13 protein-coding genes are annotated in these 16,958 nt (G+C 53.3%); 5 read left to right on the forward strand and 8 right to left on the reverse strand.

The genetic code is table 11. The annotated features are described in order from the left end of the window. Positions 1–54: 54 nt before the first annotated feature. Together IDM48_RS10330 and arsB are read right to left on the reverse strand one after the other, a co-directional pair. Positions 55–471, reverse strand: coding sequence for an arsenate-mycothiol transferase ArsC (locus IDM48_RS10330; RefSeq protein ID WP_190617300.1), 417 nt, complete (start codon positions 469–471; stop codon positions 55–57). A gap of 4 nt (positions 472–475) precedes the next feature. Beyond that, on the reverse strand, positions 476–1,576 hold the full coding sequence (arsB, locus tag IDM48_RS10335; protein WP_068170901.1) for an ACR3 family arsenite efflux transporter: 1,101 nt from the start codon (positions 1,574–1,576) through the stop codon (positions 476–478). An 81-nt stretch (positions 1,577–1,657) separates the two neighbouring features. Between arsB and IDM48_RS10340 the strand changes: the two genes are divergently transcribed. Further along, complete coding sequence (locus IDM48_RS10340; RefSeq protein ID WP_068170904.1) at positions 1,658–2,008, forward strand: ArsR/SmtB family transcription factor; 351 nt, start codon at positions 1,658–1,660, stop codon at positions 2,006–2,008. A gap of 110 nt (positions 2,009–2,118) precedes the next feature. Beyond that, positions 2,119–2,664: a DUF4870 domain-containing protein gene (locus IDM48_RS10345; protein WP_190617304.1), complete on the forward strand. Its 546-nt coding sequence runs from the start codon at positions 2,119–2,121 to the stop codon at positions 2,662–2,664. A 153-nt stretch (positions 2,665–2,817) separates the two neighbouring features. Here the strand turns inward: IDM48_RS10345 and IDM48_RS10350 are convergent, their stop codons facing one another. Next, the gene (locus tag IDM48_RS10350; protein WP_190617305.1) at positions 2,818–6,717 is read right to left on the reverse strand and encodes a S8 family serine peptidase; all 3,900 of its coding nucleotides are present in this window, start codon (positions 6,715–6,717) and stop codon (positions 2,818–2,820) included. A gap of 625 nt (positions 6,718–7,342) precedes the next feature. Between IDM48_RS10350 and IDM48_RS10355 the strand changes: the two genes are divergently transcribed. Then, complete coding sequence (locus IDM48_RS10355) at positions 7,343–8,632, forward strand: adenylosuccinate synthase (protein WP_068170926.1); 1,290 nt, start codon at positions 7,343–7,345, stop codon at positions 8,630–8,632. 139 nt (positions 8,633–8,771) lie between these two features. On the opposite strand, the gene IDM48_RS10360 is transcribed toward IDM48_RS10355, so the two are convergent. Further along, positions 8,772–8,981: a hypothetical protein gene (locus tag IDM48_RS10360; protein WP_068170929.1), complete on the reverse strand. Its 210-nt coding sequence runs from the start codon at positions 8,979–8,981 to the stop codon at positions 8,772–8,774. A 117-nt stretch (positions 8,982–9,098) separates the two neighbouring features. Between IDM48_RS10360 and IDM48_RS10365 the strand changes: the two genes are divergently transcribed. Beyond that, positions 9,099–11,453 carry a polysaccharide pyruvyl transferase family protein gene (locus tag IDM48_RS10365; RefSeq protein ID WP_190617307.1) on the forward strand — a complete coding sequence of 785 codons (2,355 nt, stop codon included), beginning with the start codon at positions 9,099–9,101 and terminating at the stop codon, positions 11,451–11,453. Between the two features lie 43 nt (positions 11,454–11,496). Here the strand turns inward: IDM48_RS10365 and IDM48_RS10370 are convergent, their stop codons facing one another. Both IDM48_RS10370 and IDM48_RS10375 read right to left on the reverse strand, forming a co-directional pair. Next, on the reverse strand, positions 11,497–12,471 hold the full coding sequence (locus IDM48_RS10370; protein WP_190617309.1) for a glycosyltransferase family 2 protein: 975 nt from the start codon (positions 12,469–12,471) through the stop codon (positions 11,497–11,499). Between the two features lie 60 nt (positions 12,472–12,531). After that, a complete protein-coding gene (locus IDM48_RS10375; RefSeq protein WP_190617310.1) occupies positions 12,532–13,728 on the reverse strand; it encodes an MFS transporter in 1,197 nt (398 codons plus the stop codon). Between the two features lie 125 nt (positions 13,729–13,853). On the opposite strand from IDM48_RS10375, the gene IDM48_RS10380 reads away from it, so the two are divergent. Next, complete coding sequence (locus tag IDM48_RS10380; RefSeq protein WP_190617312.1) at positions 13,854–14,876, forward strand: magnesium and cobalt transport protein CorA; 1,023 nt, start codon at positions 13,854–13,856, stop codon at positions 14,874–14,876. A 54-nt stretch (positions 14,877–14,930) separates the two neighbouring features. Here the strand turns inward: IDM48_RS10380 and IDM48_RS10385 are convergent, their stop codons facing one another. Further along, on the reverse strand, positions 14,931–15,728 hold the full coding sequence (locus IDM48_RS10385; RefSeq protein WP_190617313.1) for a carbon-nitrogen hydrolase family protein: 798 nt from the start codon (positions 15,726–15,728) through the stop codon (positions 14,931–14,933). A 299-nt stretch (positions 15,729–16,027) separates the two neighbouring features. Beyond that, positions 16,028–16,876, reverse strand: coding sequence for a GIY-YIG nuclease family protein (locus IDM48_RS10390; RefSeq protein WP_202939877.1), 849 nt, complete (start codon positions 16,874–16,876; stop codon positions 16,028–16,030). Between the last annotated feature and the right edge of the window lie 82 nt (positions 16,877–16,958).

Raw genomic sequence — 16,958 nt, forward strand, 5'->3', positions numbered from 1 at the left:
CTACTCCGGCGTGGGCAAACCCCGATGAAGAAAATCGTGGGAGCTTGCTGGGAGCTAGAGGCGCGCCAGTAAATCTTTGACTAATCGGTCGATATCGTCGCGTAGCAGATCCATGCGTTCTTCGCCCTCAATACCGCGCGTGGAGGGCTCGTCGGGGTTCCAGCGTTCTACTTTGGCGGCGTTCTCTGGCGAGAGAGTACCCAGGTCTGCTCCACCGACGACGACGATGCGGTCGGCTTCTGCGAGTAGTTCGGGCGACATGGGTTTTGAGTAACCGCTACTCATATCGGCACCAATTTTTGCCAGCGATGCGGCGGCTTCAGCATTCACAGATTTGCCTTCTTCAGCTTTCACTCCAGCGGAGGTAGAGCGGATTGCCCCCGCAGAACGCAAGTCCATGAGCGCCGCAGCCATCTGGGACTTTCCGCGATTGCTGTTACATACAAAGAGAATGGTGGGCTGATTAGTCATCGTTCTATCTTTCAAAAGTAGGTGCGTTGTTAAAAAGTTTAGGTCCCAACCAGCGCAGAACATAGACCAAAGCAATCAGTACAGGAACCTCAATAAGTGGCCCAATAGTACCTGCCAATGCTTGCCCCGAATGCGCACCAAATGTACCGATGCATACCGCTATGGCAAGTTCAAAATTATTACCGGCGGCGGTAAACGCCACGGTGGTTGATTGGGCGTATCCCATATGGAGTGCTCGGCTCGTAAGAAGCCCCAGGAAGAACATCAACACGAAATAAGCTAGAAGTGGTAGTGCCACGCGTGCCACTGCCGAGGGTTGTTCCACTATTCGCGCTCCTTGAAGGGCAAAGAGCAACACAATGGTGTATAGCAAGCCGATAAGAGCGAGTGGGGAAATTTTTGGTAGGTATTTTTGCTCGTACCAGGTACGCGATTTGAAGTGTTCACCCAGCACCCGGGATAGGAAGCCTAGGAGCAAGGGTATGCCCAAGAAGACCAGTACGGAACTAACAATTGCCCAGAAAGAGAACTCAGCGGACGTCGTGGGTAAGCCCAGCCAGCTAGGAAGTATTTGCAAATAAAACCAGCCGAGTACTCCGAACATGATTACTTGAAACAAAGAATTAATGGCAACCAAGGTGGCGGCGGCATCGCGGTCCCCGCAGGCTAAATCGTTCCAAATCAGCACCATGGCGATACAGCGAGCAAGGCCCACAATGATTAAACCGGTACGAAATTCAGGAAGATCTGGGACAAAGATCCATGCCAGCGCGAACATGAGCGCCGGTCCCAAAATCCAATTCAGTACCACAGAAACAATCATGAGGCGTTGATCGGCAAGTAGCTGGGCGCTCTTGTCATAGCGAACTTTTGCCAGGGGCGGATACATCATCACGAGTAAACCGATGGCAATGGGTACAGATACTTGGCCGACTTTCCATGCTTCCAACGCGTTACTCAGACCGGGAACAAGGTTGCTCAGCAACAATCCTGCCGCCATCGCTAGAAGAATCCAGAGAGCCAGCCAGCGGTCCAAAAAACTCAGACGCGAAGACGGCGGGGTTGCAGGCGGGTTCTCAACGGGTGTACGTAGGGGGTTTGGCACAAGCTTCCTTAATATATCGAAGATTATCAATATATAAAGAGTATTTCGAATTTGAGGCATCTGTCAAGGTATCGTAGATGCATGGATTTGAATCTGCCTCTTGCCGAAGTTTCTGTCACTTCAGATTGTTGCTCCCTAGCCACCGAAGTGCTCTCTACTCACGATGCTCTGCGCTACGCCGAAATTTTTAAGCTCCTAGGCGACGCCGGCCGCCTCCGTATCCTCTCACTCATCGCCCGCGAAGGATGCGCACCTATCACCACTACCGATCTAGTGAGCGAACTTGACCTTTCGCAGCCCACTATCAGCCATCACCTTAAAAAGCTGACCGAAGCGGGACTGCTCACCCGCCAACAATCCGGTCGCAAAGCGTACTACACGATAGTTCCCAATCTTTTTGCCCAGCTACGCACCGTATTAGAGCTTGGATAGCCCTCCTCCGGCAGGGGGATATTTTATGTAATTTCAAAAGTTTTAATGAAGTCGCAGCGGCGTCCTCTATACAGTAGAAGAAACACTCACCCGCTGAATCAAGGACGGCAATGTCTCAATATCCCGATACCCCCAACAACGACTTCAACAACCAAAACCCCCAGCAGCCATCTGGCTACCCCCAACAGCAGCCGCACCAGCAGTACGGTCAGCAATACGGCAACCAGCAGGGTTTTCAACAAGGCTTCCAACAACCTCATGATTTTGATGCCTACGGCAACCCCATTGCCCCCGATGCCAAAACGATGTCATTGCTTTCCCACCTGTCATCGCTCATTCTGAACATCGTCACCGCCAGCACGCTGAGCTTTCTTGGACCCCTCGTCTTCTGGTTCATTTTCAAAGACAAACCCGGTCATAAGTTCACCGCAGCGAACTCAGCACGCGCATTCAACTTCAATTTCACTCTCTGGCTGGCGAACCTCGTCGGATGGGCAATCCTGATTTTCACGCTGACTCTAGGCGCTCCCATTTCCCTGTTGATTTGGGGCGCAACGACCGTCCTCATGTTTATTTTCCACATCATCGGCGCGGTGCGTGCCAATCGTGGCGAGGTTTACGACTACCCCATGCAGATTAGAATCCTCAAAGACTAAAACAAGTTCAAAAAGTTTGGTCAATTTTTAGGCGTTTTGGGCTTCAAAACGATTCAAAATTGACCAAAGTTCAGAACTCTCGCATGAAAAACCCGCGGCCCCGAAGATGATTCGGGGCCGCGGGTTTCTTGCCAGTGAAATATTTAGCTCAACTTAGTGCTGAACATTCTTGTCATAACGATAGATGAACGCAGCCATCGCATCGCGGTGAATAGGAGAAACCGGACGGAACGTGCCGTCCTCCCAACCGTTGGTCACACCGACCGACGCCAGCCAAGAAACTTCTTTATAGAACTGGCTGTTGACGGGGACGTCGGAGAATCGTGCCTTACTCGGAGCGGTGTACTCTGGTGAGCCAGCCATGCGGTAGAAGAACGCCGCCATAGCATCACGGTTCACGTCATCTTGCGGACGGAACGTGCCATCGGCAAAGCCGGTAGTGATTCCTTGTTCCTTCATCCACGCGATTTCTTTGTAGAACGGGTGGGTGGTAGGAACATCCTTGAAAGGAGAGACAGCCGGCGCGGTGTAAGCAGGTGAACCAGCTAGGCGGTAGAAGAACGCCGCCATGGCTCCACGCTGAACATTCTCCTGGGGGCGGAACGTACCATCGGGGTATCCGGTAGTAATTCCCTTGGTAGCCAACCAGGCGATTTCGTTGTAGAACGGGTAGTCCGCAGGTACATCGGTGAAGCGCGGGTTGGTAACCGGCTTGGTGGGCTGCGAAGGAGTAGCTGCCGCTAGTTCAGCAACCTGAGCCCTGCCGCCGTCTTCGCCCTTCTTGATTCCAGCAAGGTCGCCGGTGCCGTTGTGCATATGCAGGAACAGCGCAGCAGCGTCCTTGGAGGAGTCACGGTGAATCTTGAGCTTGGTTGCCGCTGAATCCTTATACAGGACGTCGGTGGCAGGCTCAGCGCCGTCAAACCAGACAGCGGGCTTGAGGGGGTTGTACTTAATCCAGTCGGTGGAGTCGGTTGCGCCGTCCACGTACCAAGAGTAAGTGTCTACCTTGTAGCTGACCTTATCCGCGTTATCAGCGGTGATACCCAAGTCAGCAAGCAACACCGGCAGCACCATGGTGTTGGAGTCCATGAGGTTGGTATCGATATCTCCCAGCGCACCATTGATGGGTTGCATAGATAGCACGGTAGGTTCACCGTTGACGAATCCACGCAGAACCGCCAAAGGCATATCGAAGCCCTTCACACGGTCTACGGTGAGGAAAAAGTCGGGGCGCTGGTTGGCGTCGACGTCAATAGAAACCTCGGTGGCATAAGCCCAGCTCAACACATCCCAGTTAGCCCAGGTGGAGATGCCGAAGCCGAGCATGGCATCAGAAGTATCTTTCCCTGCGGCAGCAAGTATCGGTGCGTCAGAGCTTGCACCAACATACTGCAAGTCAATTTGCTGCAGTGAAGGGATGGGTAGCGAGGTGCTCTTCATGCGATCACTCTTAGCACCCAGTTCAAAAGCACCGAGCATACCGGTATAACCGCCCTGGTTGAGTTCGGTTCCGCTGAGAGTTACCGGCGCGGTAGTACCGTTCTTTGCCAGTTCAGCGGCATCAACCTTGGCGCTCATATCGGAAACAGGCTTAGGCGCAATCTGCACAGGAACTCGCAGTTCGGTTTTAGCCTCAGTCAGCTTGATGCGTCCAGATTCCTGAGCGATAAACTGGCGCGCCTGATTCAGCTGTATAAGCTCCAGGGCGGGGTCTGCAGTCTTTTGAAGGGCCGAAGGGTCAACGGTGGCGGTAACGGTAAATTCAGTCTTCTTACCGACTCCCACAGAAACCGTGGGGTCAACGGTAATGCTCACACCGGGCATCATGACCGACGAATCGTAGGAAAGATTATAGGTGTGCGCCGCTGAATCGAAGTTATCCACGGTGAACTTGCGCTTGAGCACGAGCTGAGGATCGCCAGGCTTTGCTTCTACAACGCCGAAGGAGTCAGAAACCTCATTGGGGTTATCGGTGTTGTACACCAAAACATTGGTATTAACAGCAGCCTGTGCATCGATGCGGCCGGTGCCCACACGGTCCACAGCATAGGTTGCACCATCTGCAGTTTTAACGTCGTGGGTTGCGGTATTCATAATCGCTGCCTTGATATTGGCAGGTGAGTAGTTCTGATGCGCCTGCAAAACCAGAGCGGCAACGCCAGCTACGTGAGGGGTAGACATAGAGGTACCGGTCATTACGGTTCCTCCGTTGCCCTTGCCTACACCAGCGGACATGATGTTCGTGCCGGGGGCAGCGACGTCGGGCTTAACAAAGCCGTTGGAGCCGTGCTGACCGCGAGCGGATGACGAATTGAGGGTATCCAAAGCGTTAGTGGGCTTGGAGACTGATTCAATCCATTCGTTCTTCAAGGTAATGTCGAAAGTTCCACCGTTTTCGGTCGCTTTGCGAACCTTGGCGGAGTCTTCGGCGTTGAGGCGAGTACCGGGGATGGTCTCATTACCGGCAATGCCGCCGTCTTCCATCATCACGTTAGAGGTAAGGACGACGCCCTTGCCGCCCGCTGCTTCAATGTTGTCGAAACGCTTTTTGGAACCGCAGGGGAAGGATCCGGGGCCGTCATACCAGTCAATCAGAACCCATTTGCCGCCGAAATCAGTGCCAGTGGGGAATGCTTCACAGGCGTACTTGTTTTCTTCAGGAGCCGCCACCACAGTACCCGAAAGCTGTTTGTCTGATGCTGCCGCGTAGTTGAAGTCGCGGGAATAATCACCGGTGACCCTACCCTTGATGGATTCGGGAGCGGTAATCTCTGCCTGGTCAACAAAGTAGTTTGAGCCAATCGAGTTAGCCACGGTTAGAGCCGAGACAGTATTCGCCGGGTTACCCAGGTTGGAGTAAGTATCTCCCACACCGCCGTAGCCGTTGGCGTTACCTGCAGCGATAACCGAGAGAATGCCCTGACGGTTCAGCGCGTTGACAATGTCATTTTCAGGGTCATCAATCGGTCCGAAATCAGAACCCAGCGAAAGGTTCACGATGTTCGCGCGGTCTGAAAAATCGCCGTCGCCATTAGGATCCAGCGTGCGGTCTAGTGCTTCGCCGGTCACGTTGGTGGTGCCTTCGCAGCCGAAGACGCGCATGCTGATGAGCTCTGCTTGCGGTGCCGAACCGGGGCCGATCTTCATTTTCTTGACGTCTTCAGCAGAGAGCTTGGTGTAATCGCCACGGAATGTTTTTCCGTTTTCGTCCACACCAAAACCTGCAGCAGAACCAGCCACGTGCGTACCGTGACCACCTTCGCGACAATCAAGGGGGTTAGAGTCAGGCTGAGGAATCTCGCTTCCGAACTCGCCGCCTGCGTCATAATTATCGCCAGCGAAATCGTAGCCACCTACAAATTTAGCGGGGTCATAAAGGCCTGATTCCTTGGAAGGAATATCAGTAGAAGACTTGGCTTTCTCGTAACCTTCTTGAGTGCCGGGACCACCAAAATCAGCGTGCGTGTAATCCAAGCCAGAATCCACCACAGCGATGCGAACGCCCTTGCCAGTTTTACCCGCATTGGTCCAGCTGGCAAGAGCAGCGGTATCAACATCGGTAGCAGCGTTAAAGCGTTCTTTAGGTACGATCCGCGAAATTTTGACGACGTCCGAGCGCTTCGCCAGATTACGCAATGCCTCGGCGTCGGCAGTCAGTGCCACACCGCGCAATGCATTATGGGCAGTGTAAAGAACCCGCCCGTTGGTCTCCGAAGCAACTGAAGCAGCCTTACCCTCAACATCTGCCTGAACAGCTTTAACCGCAGCCACAGACTTAACCGGATCCTGCTGCCCAGTGCGCACGCCCGATGGCTGAGTCGCCTCAAAGGCACCGGGGCCCTTGAACTGGACGAACGCAGAAACAGTGCCTTCTGCATTGCGCATTGACGCTGTCAGCGTTTTATCGCGATGCGCCGACGAGCCCTGATACATATCAGGGTCAGTCGCAGCATACACAGGTGCGCCCAGCGAAAAAGCTAGCGCAATACCGAGCGAGCCAGCCAAAACAGCCTTGCCCGCCCGGTGCGAAAAATAATGAAATTTTGTCATAAAGGGTTCCTTGTACAGTGTGAAAACCGTGGAGTGTGTAACCACAGAACCTTCCACAAATGCGAGTGCTCTAACGATTTCTGGGGGAGAAATCAGAATAAGGATTTGCTTCCAAAGGAGGAGTTAGCTTTGTGTCGCCAGAACGCTCCAGCTCAAACATTGCTCGCTTCGCTTGGCAAAACTTGCAAGTCGTGTTCGACGGCACACGCTATACCCCAGCCCTGGGATAATCCCCAAGTTCGGCATTCACAACCCATCAAAAATGTATCTGACTAGTGTAAATACCGACTTTCATGCCACATACTACGTTTTACTGGGGCAATGCGTGAAACTATTACACCCCACAATCCCCAAAAATGTGTCTTGAGACACAACTAATTTCTAATATTTCCGCTTATTATCCTTGCCGACGCCGCGCCGGGCAGGAGCGCACAAAGGCAATCAGTCAAACGAGCCATTCGAGAACCAACAAGGTTTGGCGCCGTCCAGTATTTTGAATAGCACTGTGCCACACCTAACCAGACAAGGTATTCTTGAACTTGGTGTTTTTTGCCTAAATTAGCCAAAACCCACCGCACCTCCGTGAAATCCGGCGGGTGTACGCGCTCATAAGGAGTAAATTTTCATGCCAGCGATTGTGATTGTCGGAGCCCAGTGGGGCGACGAAGGAAAAGGAAAAGCAACTGACCTCCTCGGCGGTCGAGTTGACTACGTCGTCAAACCTAACGGTGGCAACAACGCCGGTCACACCGTCGTCGTCAACGGTCAGAAGTTCGAGCTCAAGCTACTTCCCGCTGGCATCCTCTCCCCTAACGCGGTGCCCGTTATTGGCAACGGCGTGGTAGTGAACCCCGAGGCCCTCTTTGAAGAAATTGACGGCTTGGAAGCGCGCGGGGCGGATACCTCAAAACTTAAAATTTCAGCAAATGCTCACCTGGTGGCCCCTTACCACCAGACCATGGATAAGGTCACCGAACGCTTTCTCGGCAAGCGCGCCATCGGCACTACCGGGCGCGGCATCGGCCCCACTTACCAGGACAAGGTAGCGCGTCTGGGTATTCGTGTTCAGGACATTCTGGATGAGTCCATCCTGCGCCAAAAAGTCGAAGGTTCATTGCGCCAAAAGAACGAACTTTTGGTGAAGGTCTACAACCGCCGCCACGTTGAAGTAGAAGAAATCGTTGAATACTTCATGGGCTTCGCCGAGCGTCTCAAGCCCATGATTGTTGAATCAACCCAGCTTCTCAACAACGCGCTGGACGAGGGTAAAACCTTGTTGATGGAGGGTGGTCAGGCGACCTTCCTCGACGTCGACCACGGCACTTACCCCTTCGTGACGTCGTCGAACCCGACGGCAGGTGGCGCATCCGTTGGTTCGGGTGTTGGTCCGACCCGTATTTCGCGTGTAATCGGTATTCAGAAGGCATACACCACCCGCGTGGGTGCTGGCCCCTTCCCTACTGAGCTCTTTGACGAGATGGGCGATTTTCTGCAGAAGACAGGTGGCGAGTTCGGTGTGAATACCGGGCGTCCGCGCCGTTGCGGTTGGTACGACGCCGTGCTGGCGCGCCAGGCTGTACGCATCAACGGTTTTACCGACTTGTTCATTACCAAGCTAGACGTTCTCACCGGACTGGAGAAGATTCCCGTGTGCGTTGCTTACGATGTGGACGGGGTACGTCAGGACGAAATGCCCATGACTCAGACCGAGTTCCACCACGCCAAGCCTATCTTTGAGTACTTTGACGGGTGGACCGAGGACATCACCGAGGCAAAGTCGCTGGATGATTTGCCTCAGAACGCGCGTCTCTACGTGGAGAAGCTCGAGGAGCTGTCCGGTTGCCGTATTTCAGCAATCGGTGTGGGCCCCGGTCGTGAGCAGACCATCGTGGTACGCGACCTGATCGAAGACTAGACGCGGCATCCCGGCGTCCCGGCGTCCCGGACAAAAATGTGCCTCAAAGGCAAAATTTATACACCCTAGGGTTCATAAATTTTGCTTTGAGGCACAAAACTTTTAAGGACAGAAAGATGACGGCGCCACCGGCGAATAGCTACTTGTTGGTGCGGAAGGTAACAAGCAGGCTCATCGCCGGACCGATAATCGGTACTAACAGTGAAATAATCAGCAGGAAGATTTTGTGTTCGGGAGCGAGCCATTTGTCGAACCCCACCCGAAAAATTACCGCAAGCAAAAGGACCACATGGATAATTCCGACCACAGTGATGAAGAGTTCCCAGCCCGTAGGTAGTAGAGGATTCATAGTTTCAGTCTAGCCAAAACTATGGGCTGGGTCCGCCCCCTTACCCCTTCCTTCGGATAGGTCAGGTAAAATCACCCGAAGAGCTCATCATGTCACTACTTTGGGGGGAATTTTCACTTGCCACGCATCCTCGTTCTCGCAGATTTAGGCAGAGAAAATTACCATGTAGGCGACGAAGCCATGGGCATCACCGCAGCCACCCAGCTCGTCGACCGCGGTTTTGAGGTCCATATAGGAACCACGAACCTAAAACACTCTGAACACAATATTGGGGTGGCTCACGGCTATATCCACACCCTAGAATTTCCCAGCTCCCCTGCCGAACGAGAACAATATCTAGAAGAAGTCCGCCAACACCTACTAGGACAACCAGCCCGCCCTGAAATAGAAGAATTCACCCAGGCGATGACTGAAATAGATGGCATTCTCATTGCTGGCGGCGGAAACATGAATTCAACCTACGGGTGGTTACTTTACGAGCGAGCCGCCTATGGGCTCATTGCTCAAACCTTCGAGATCCCCCTCGTTATCTCTGGGCAATCGCTTGGCCCTGTGCTCACAGATAAAGACTCCGAGATTCTTCAGGAGTTACTTTCGGCATCCCGCCTGGTAGGCGTAAGAGAAATTAGCTCCTACCAGTGGACTCAAGACCATAATGTTCCTGCTCATCACATGATTGATGACGCCACTTTCTACGTCTCCGAACACAGGCAGCTACCCGGAGAAACAGTCCCGGACCTCCCCGATCAATATATTTGCGCTACCTTCGTGGGGTTAGATAACGAGCAGATTCAACACTTGGCGAAGGCACTCGATGAAGCCTACAAGGTTCATCATCTTCATACGGTTTTTGTTCCCCACAAGGGCACCCCTGGCAGGAAAGATGAAGACTACCTCGTCCATGCGGCTATCGCCCGCCAGATGAATTCAAAACCAATCGTGCTCCCCATCCTCCATGCTGATGCGGCTGTTTCGATTCACCGCAACGCTTATGTTGCGATAGCTAACAGATACCACCCCGGCGTATTTTCTCTCTCATCAGGCGTCCCATTTATAGGGCTGATTCCAGATGCCTTTACCGATATGCGCCTGAGAGGAATGATGTCCCACTACGGGGCGGAAAACTACACAATCCCTCTCGATTCTGCTGATGCTACCGTCTATTCCTCTGCGCTGGCCGAAATAATTCGCTGGCACGACGACATTTCTTCGACCCTTTTTCAGCGAACCTCTCAGCTGCGTTCTTTCTCTGAAGCATGGTGGAACGCCGTAGAACAAGCCCTGACAGGTTCTGCCGACCTACAAAACAAGCTGCCAGTCCTCGCGCCAGCTGTTTCTCTGACGCCGCAGAGCTGGACCCCCGTTGCTGCGGAACAGCGGAATCGCATCTACCGCCGTTCTTTAGAAATTGCACAAGGCTACGCCGACCAAGACCGCGAGCAGTCATGGGAAAGGGACTATCAGAACCGCCGCGACAGGATGGAGCCCATCAGCGATGAAATCCGCCGGGCGGTCAAACAGAACCTCACCGATGCTCCCTTGGCGAGCGTCGTCATACCTACCCTCAACGCCGCCGACGTCATAGGGCACCAGCTAGAATGCCTGAGCCGTCAGGTAAATGCCCCCGCTTTTGAAGTCATCATCAGCGATAACGGAAGTACCGATGCGCTGGGTGCGGTAGTTGATGGATTCAGGGACCGGCTCAATGTGCGTATAGTAGATTCCTCAGAAATTCAGAATGTCTCCTACGCCCGCAACGTAGGTATCGAGGACGCGCAAACCGACTTTATTCTTATTTGCGATGCCGACGATTTCGTCTGTGAAGATTGGGTTCGCTCGCTCTACACCACACTCAAAAATCACCCGAATTCTTACGTGCTGGGTCAATACCTCAATGTTGCAGATACCGGGGACTTATCCCTAGAAAACCGGGAAATCTACCAGCTCTTTACCCAGCCCAAATGGCAAAATCTCTTTATCCAGGAACCCAATCCTCACGAAAAAATTGAGGTTCATTTCTTTGTGGGTGGAGCATCTTTCGGTGCCAGAAAACATGATCTTCTTGCGCTGGGAGGATTCGATTCATCCTATAAACGTGGCAGCGACGACTGGGACTTTTGGGCACGAGCCCGCAAAGCGGGTATGCAACAGGTTGAATCCTACGGTGCCGCCGTCCTTTATCGAATTTCGCAGTCTCCCCGCAAGCAATTCCGCAGACATTATTTCTACGCTCTCAACGATGTACTCGTGACAGTGCGCTACCCCGAACAGGTGCAAAGGGATATTTCCCTGCTCAAACAGGGGTTTGTGTTAGCGAAAACGCCTTATCGGCTCTTCAAATACAAGGACGCGCAGAGTCGCCTCAAGACTTTTTCTGAAGGAGGGTACGCACTAGGGGCGGTGGCTGGTTTCTTGAAATACAAGCTCCTCCGCCAAGTTCCTGCGCCCCTTCTGATGAAGCGCAGTTCTTAACCACGCTGTACCAGGGATAAAAACAATTACTGAAGAAGTAATTTTATTTTTCTCTGCGCTGTGCCAAGCGCTGTAGTTTGGTGCTGATGGTACGGGCGCGCCCCCGCACGCTTAGCGCCCGTTCAACTCGTTCTAAGCGCGCAGCTTGTTCGCGTTGGGTGGCTTCGATTCGTTCTAACCGGTTCAGCACGTCGTGGAGCAACTCGTGGCTGTGGTGAACCGCTTCCTGGACCTCATTCGCCAAGTGCGCGTTGTAAAGATAAGGGCCCAGATGCCCGCCTTGGGCGAAGTGCTCCCGAACCGCGTCGCTTCGTACTCGCGCGTCAAAGAATTTGTGTTCTTGCGCCGCCGCGTACACGCTATTGGAGTCGGTTCCAGTAGCGTTCAAACGCTTGGACCAGTGGGCAAGGTTCTCGTGAAGAAACAGAACCTTATGTTTGGAAGCAACGCGCACGTTGAACTCCCAGTCACCGACCACCGGTAGGGTTTCGTTGTAGTAGCCGATTTCATCGAGCAGACGGCGGCGGTAAAGAATGCCAATCGGTACTGCGCGGTTAATGCGGAAGAAATCAACCACGTTCATGCCCTGTAGGTTTTCCCAGAAGGGGCGTGATTCTACGAATTCGAAGCCCGATTCGGTAATTTTTTCGAAGTATTCGTCGGTGCGCACAACCACCATGACGTCGTCGTTCTCTTCCAGCGCCGCCACAGTTTTTTCGAGGAAGGTGGGTTCCCAGAGGTCGTCGTCGTCATGGATTGCGATGAATTCCGATGCGCAGGCGCGAATGCCAACATTGGAAGCGGCTTCCATTCCTCGACTGACCTCGTGGTGGATAACCTGAACGTTTGAAAGCGCAGAAGCATCAATCAGACGGTCGACGGTGGCAGCGTCGCCGCCGTCATTGACCACAACGGTCTTCACCTGCGGGTAGGTTTGCGCCGCAATATTCGCCAGTGCACGTTCGAGAAAGCGAGGACGATCCTTGGTGCGTACGATGATTGCTACGGAATTCTGCATTCTCTTCTTCCCGGGGGTCGGTTGAGATTTCTTTAAAACTCTATCGTTAAAGAGGGAGGGCTACCTGGGCGAGTGGCGGCGGAATTCGCGAGCATCGCGAGCGCCCATCACAGCAACAGAGACCGCCATTAGTCCCGCCCAGATCCACCATGCGCCGGGGAAACCACCGGCTTGCGCTAGCGCGCCTAACGCTAGCCCGCCCAAGCCAGTGCCCAAATCGAAGTTCGCGTTCCATGCCACAGAAGCGCGGGCGTTATGCGCCGGGCCGGCGTCGTTGAGCGCGCGGACCATCGTCACCGACTGCAAAAAGCCGTAGCCCGCACCGACCAATAGCGCGCCAAGCAGAAGCAGTATGGATCGTGCGTTACCCTCGGCGCCAGCGGCGGAAAACCCAATGAGGACGGCGCCCACCGCAGAAAGAGCCAGAACCGGGGTCATGAGCACTCGGGTACCGAAACGATCCGATAGCGAACCGCCCCAAAAGCGTGTGGGTGCGGCAGTAATCGTCAGAACAAGGAGGGCAATCGAAGCGACGAGCGCGGTGGGGGCAATATCTATAGCGAACGTCATGAACGCCCCGCCCGCTGCGGTAATCAGGGTCAGAGTGAGCAGAGCAGGCCAGATAATACGCAAAACTGAACCGGCACCTGCCCCCTGCTGGGATGCAGAGGCGGGGGCTTGCGCCGTCCGAGCGTTCACCAATTTACCCAGATACCAGGCGAAGGGCGCGCCCAAAACCGCAATCAAACCCAGGCACAACACCGGGCGAAACCCCAGTACCTCAATGAGCCAAGGAGCAAGAGGAGTAAGAATCATCTGCGGAACGGCAGCAGCTAGACCATAAAGCCCAACTGCCTGCCCGCGTCGTTCGGCAGGGATTAAAAGAGACAGTGCCATCGAGCCGCACACCGTCACGATACCGAAGCCCACGCCGCGCAAAGCCGAGCTGACTAGTGCTAACGGAAGGTCAGGGGAAATCGCTTGAAGCGGCGAACCCAACCCCATGAAAAGCGTGCCAGCCACCAGAGTCTTTTGCCAACCAAACCGAGCAAGAGCCGGGCGAACCGCGAAAAGTTGCGTAGCAACAGTTACCGCCATCAGCGCCGCCGTCACCGACCCCGCGCCCATCGCTCCGGCACCACCGGAAGCTACCCATGCAGGGGACGCCGGCAACAGCAACGAAAGGCTCGAAATAACCGCCGCGAAGGTAGCGATAATAGAGATCATGCCCGGCATCTGAATAACTTTTTGCTGCACACGCTCTCCTTACGAAACCTTCATAGACACCGGCGCGGCACCGCCCCCATAAATTCTGCGGAATGTGCGCACATCACCGCACCAGATTACCAGTCGCCCATAGCACGCGGGTTAATATTAACCTCATGCCGATTCTTGTAAACACGCTCAACTATCATGACGGTTCCTCCACTGAATCAAAAACTTTGGACGAAACGTATGCCGCTCTCAAAGAGCGCGACGACGTTAACGCATTTGTAGGTATTAGCGACCCTACAAATGACGATATGCACGCTCTCACTTCCCATTTCGGCATGAATGAGTTAGCAGTAGAAGATTCCACCGAAGGTCACCAGCGGGCTAAACTTGACCGCTACGGTCATACTTATTTCCTGGTGCTAAGACCTGCAGTGTATTTAGACAAAGAGGAAGAAATTCACTTTGGCGAGATTCACCTTTTCATGGGTGAAAATTTCATGGTGGCTATCGTGAAAGATTATCTGCGTAAAGAGTCAAATGTTAAAGCGTTATTGGAAGATATTGCCTCCAAGATAGAGAATCTTAAGACTCCGTGGGATATGGTTCACGCCGCTCTTGATTCGGTAGTAGACCGTTATTTCCCTGTAGTTGAAGGGCTGGAGAATGATAGTGACGAGATTGAGGACGCCCTTTTCTCTCCTATGCCCACCGATACCGCCGGCGTCTCCCAGCGTATTTACGCGCTACTCAACGAGATTGCCGATTTTAAGCGCGCTTGTAAACCGCTGCTTGGGATGCTCGATACTCTCATGGAGCGGATTCGCGCGACGGCTGATACTGATAACCCTGAAGATAAGCAAGAAGCTATTCATGATGTGCGTCAGTTCCGAGATGTTAAGGACCACGCGATTCAAATTAATGATCGTATTGATGACTTACGGAGCACTTTGCAGAACGCTCTTGAAGTGAACAGCATTCTGGTGGCCGAGCAGCAAAATGACGACATGAAACGCATTTCAGCGTGGGCTGCGATTTTGGTAGCACCGACGATTATCGGATCCATCTACGGCATGAATTTCGAAAATATGCCTGAACTACAATGGCCGTGGGGGTATCCCGCTTCGCTTTTGTTGATGGTGGCGGTGTCTACAATCCTCTACCTAGTATTTAAAAGAAAAAACTGGATGTAGCGAAGCGTGTGAGAGACGCGGCTTGCCGAAGATACGGCATCGACCGACTAACCTCTAGTACCCCAGCTTCGCGTTTTTCAGGACAGGCACTGCTTGCTCGGCCTTTTCGATGATATCGAGATCCAAACGAACCACTTTGAGGTCTTCGCCTTCGCCTAGTTCAATGAGGGGTTGCCCGAAAGGATCTGCCACCACGCTAAGGCCAACTCCGGTGGGTGCTTCCGTTTCGACGTCGGGGCCACCGACTACGGGGTTTGCTTGGTCGACGCCGACGACGAAGCAGTTGGAATCCAGTGCACGAGCGCGGGTGAGAACCTGCCACTGTTGTTTTTTGGTGGGTCCGGCTGCCCAGGAGGTGGGCACGACGATAACTTGTGCACCGGCGCGGGAGAGTTCTGCGAAGAGTTTGGGGAATCGGATGTCGTAGCAGATGGCAACGCCAACCGTTACGTTTCCTACTTTGAAGGTGCAGAGTTCTTCGTCGGCTTCGACGGTGTCTGATTCAGAGTAGCCAAAGGCATCGTAGAGGTGCATTTTGGCGTAGGAGTCGCGCGTGCCGTCGGGGCTGTAGATTCCAGCGACGTTGCGAACCCTCTCCCCCGCTGGTTCGAATTCGCCTACCACGATGGTGATGCCATGCTCTTGGGCGAGATTTGCCAGGCTTTTTTGCCAGTGGTCAGAGTGCTCGGACGCGGCGCTGAAGATGTCGGTGCCGAATGCGGACATGGTCGCCTCAGGAAATACCACCAGGTCAGTCTGCTTCTGAGCGCTCTCGCGCACGAAGTCGGTGACTTTCTGCAGGTTGGCGGCGACGTCTTCACCGCTACCGATTTGAGCGAGTGCGATTTTCATGGGGTCCTCCTCGGTTGCTTAGTTAGAAATCTACAGGATGCCGGCGGGGGATGTGCCTGAAGCGCTCAAATTTAGTACACAAAAAGCGTTGAATGCTCATCTTGTTCGGTGAGCATTCAACGGTTTGAGTGTACTTTTGGGTCAGCTTGCCGGGCAGCCACGCGGCGATATACTGTGCCGGACGTCCTTCTTCTCTAAAACAATCCGTTTGCACTAGATAGCGCACGAGGTACCAGAACATTTCCCAGTACGGTGCGCGCTATCTGGTACAAACCTGTCTAATCAGCGCAGAAGTACCGTCAGTTCCTATTCAACCCAAACTTTCGGGAGAGCAGTGCTTGTTTGTAGTGGCTTTCAGCCCGGTCAACTTCTACCTGCGGTGTCTGCGGGCCGAAGACTCTAAGCAAGCTGAACTGATAACGCTGTGCATATTCGGAATCAGACAATTTCAATTCGCGCATGGCAACGTTGCCCCCATGACCGTCACCAGCGTATGCGCGCCATCTCCCCAGAATCCGCTCGTTACCGTCCGCTTTGCCAACATATTGCTGACCGTTGATGGTATCGATAATAAGATATATGCCCTGGACTGCGCCTAGGGCAGCACGCCATTTCACATAGATAGGGTCTTCCGAAACTACTTTTTGGAGTTCTGAATAATTCAGCAATAAGTTGTCATAGCCTGGAAATTCTTTGACTCCTCGAGGAGCTATTTCTAACACCTTGAGCTTGTCGGCATACTTACCCATTTTGGACCAGTTAACAAAATCTTTAGTCCATTCAATGAGCAAACGTTGCCGTAAACCAGCAAACACACTGGACTGGTGAAGATCAAAATATCGATGGCTTTCAGTGCGTTCCTCAAGTATTTCACCATGATTCTCATAAACGGTATAAAGTCTGCACTGCCCACCGGTTTCAGCGAGAAACACGAACCAATAACGAGGCGGATTTTGCGGAAATTTCTTGGACGCAACAGCCTGGCTCCGCGTGTATTGGAAGAGCGTTTCTTCTGTGACATATTCAGGGGAAGGAAATTCAGGGGACCCAAAGGTGTGCCTAATAAAAATGATGTCATCTGGAGCTATATCGGTCAGATTGAGGAGAGATTTTAGGGTGAGTTGGGGGTCAAGCAATTTTTCCAGCATAGCTGTCAGTATAAAACCTCACGCCCCCTCCCAGGCACACAAAAAGCGTTGAATGCTCATCTTGTTCGGTGAGCATTCAACG

Source organism: Rothia amarae, assembly GCF_014705945.2.
In the GTDB taxonomy this organism is placed as follows: Bacteria; Actinomycetota; Actinomycetes; order Actinomycetales; family Micrococcaceae; genus Rothia; species Rothia amarae.